Consider the following 2,537-nt stretch of genomic DNA (forward strand, 5'->3'; position numbering starts at 1 on the left):
TTTAGCAGAATGGCATGGGAAGGCCAACAAGATAGTGTGAGAGTCACGTATGCGAAAAAGGAAAGCGCTTAGCTGTATCCAGAGTACCGCCGGACACGTGAAACCCGGTGGGAATATGGGGGGACCACCCTCCAAGCCTAAATACTACCCAGTGACCGATAGTGTACAGTACTGTGAAGGAAAGGTGAAAAGGACCCCGGAAGGGGAGTGAAAAAGAACCTGAAACCTTGTGCTTACAAGCACCGAGAGCCCGTCAATGGGTGATCGGGTACCTTTTGTAGAATGGTCCGGCGAGTGAATGTAACTGGCAAGGTTAAGTCCTTAAGGGATGGAGCCGCAGGGAAACCGAGTCTGAACAGGGCGTATGAAGTCAGTTGTATTCGACCCGAAACCGGGTGACCTACCCATGTCCAGGTTGAAGTGAGGGTAAAACCTCATGGAGGACCGAACCGACTCCTGTTGAAATAGTAGCGGATGAGGTGTGGGTAGCGGAGAAATTCCAATCGAACCCGGAGATAGCTGGTTCTCTCCGAAATAGCTTTAGGGCTAGCCTCGTATTAGATTACCGGAGGTAAAGCACTGAATGGTCTAGGGGCCGAAAGGCTACTGAAACCTATCAAACTCAGAATGCCGGATAATTGATGTACGGGAGTCAGACAGCGTGAGATAAGTTTCGTTGTCAAAAGGGAAACAGCCCAGACCCACAGCTAAGGTCCCAAAATATAGTTAAGTGGAAAAGGATGTGGGGTTGCACAGACAACCAGGATGTTGGCTTAGAAGCAGCCACTCATTAAAAGAGTGCGTAATAGCTCACTGGTCGAGTGACCCTGCGCCGAAAATTTAACGGGGCTAAACTATATACCGAAGCTTGGGATGGTACTTTTAGTACTATGGTAGGAGAGCGTTGAATAAGGGGTGAAGTCAGAGCGGAAGCGCTGGTGGACTTTATTCAAGTGAGAATGCCGGAATGAGTAGCGAGAAATGTGTGAGAATCATATTGGCCGAAAGTCTAAGGTTTTTGGAGGAAGGTTCGTCCGCTCCAAGTAAGCCGGGAGCTAAGGTGAGGCTGAGAAGCGTAGCCGATGCACATACGGTGGAAATTCCGTAGCCGCCAAAAGATTTAAGTAAGAGGACACCTGCAAAGGGCATAACCCGGGCGATGGTTGACCCGGGCGTAAGGGACCGAAATTAGAGTAGGGAAGTATGCTTAGCGCAGGGCGAGAAAAGTCTTATGTATATCTACGGCGCCCGTACCGCAAACCGACACAGGTAGATAGGAAGAGAATTCCAAGGCCAACGGGAGAAGGGTAGTTAAGGAACTCGGCAAATTGACCCCGTAACTTAGGGAAAAGGGGTGCCTACGCAAGTAGGCCGCAGAGAATAGGCCCAGGCGACTGTTTAGCAAAAACACAGGTCTCTGCCAAATCGTAAGATGAAGTATAGGGGCTGACACCTGCCCGGTGCTGGAAGGTTAAGAGGAGATGTGCAAGCATTGAATTGAAGCCCCAGTAAACGGCGGCCGTAACTATAACGGTCCTAAGGTAGCGAAATTCCTTGTCGGGTAAGTTCCGACCCGCACGAATGGTGTAACGATCTGGGCACTGTCTCAATTACCCGCCCGGCGAAATTGTAGTACCGGTGAAGATGCCGGTTACCCGCGACAAGACGGAAAGACCCCATGGAGCTTTACTGCAGTTTAATATTGGGTTTCGGTAATTTATGTACAGGATAGGTGGGAGACTTGGAAGCAAGGGCGCCAGCCTTTGTGGAGTCAATGTTGGGATACCACTCTTAAGTTGCTGAAATTCTAACCTGCGGCCGTGAATCCGGCCGGGGGACATTGTTAGACGGGCAGTTTGACTGGGGCGGTCGCCTCCAAAAGAGTAACGGAGGCGCTCAAAGGTTAGCTCAGCACGGACGGAAACCGTGCCTTAGAGTGTAAACGCGTAAGCTAGCCTAACTGCGAGGGTGACGGCCCGAGCAGTAACGAAAGTTGGAGTTAGTGATCCGGCGGTATGAGAGTGGAATTGCCGTCGCTCAACGGATAAAAGCTACCCTGGGGATAACAGGCTGATCTCCCCCAAGAGTCCACATCGACGGGGAGGTTTGGCACCTCGATGTCGGCTCATCACATCCTGGGGCTGTATTCGGTCCCAAGGGTTCGGCTGTTCGCCGATTAAAGTGGTACGCGAGCTGGGTTCAGAACGTCGTGAGACAGTTCGGTCCCTATCTGTCGTGGGCGCAGGATATTTGAGGAGAGCTGTCCTTAGTACGAGAGGACCGGGATGGACGCACCGCTGGCGCACCAGTTGTCATGCCAATGGCACAGCTGGGCAACTATGTGCGGATCGGATAAACGCTGAAAGCATCTAAGCGTGAAGCCGACTCCAAGATTAGATATCCCATAGCATAAGCTAGTAAGGCCCCTTGAAGACTACAAGGTTGATAGGCTGCGTGTGTAAGTACAGTAATGTATTCAGCTTGGCAGTACTAATAGGCCGAGGGCTTGACCATATTTTTCTTGGCAACCCTCATTT

1 rRNA gene is annotated in these 2,537 nt (G+C 51.2%); it reads left to right on the plus strand.

Going from position 1 to position 2,537, the window contains the following annotated elements:
• A 23S ribosomal RNA gene (locus tag J5W02_RS14590) occupies positions 1-2,514 on the plus strand; the annotation flags it as partial.
• Positions 2,515-2,537: the final 23 nt, after the last annotated feature.

Origin of the sequence: Caproiciproducens faecalis (assembly GCF_019448085.1) — a bacterium.
GTDB lineage: Bacteria > Bacillota > Clostridia > Oscillospirales > Acutalibacteraceae > Caproiciproducens > Caproiciproducens faecalis.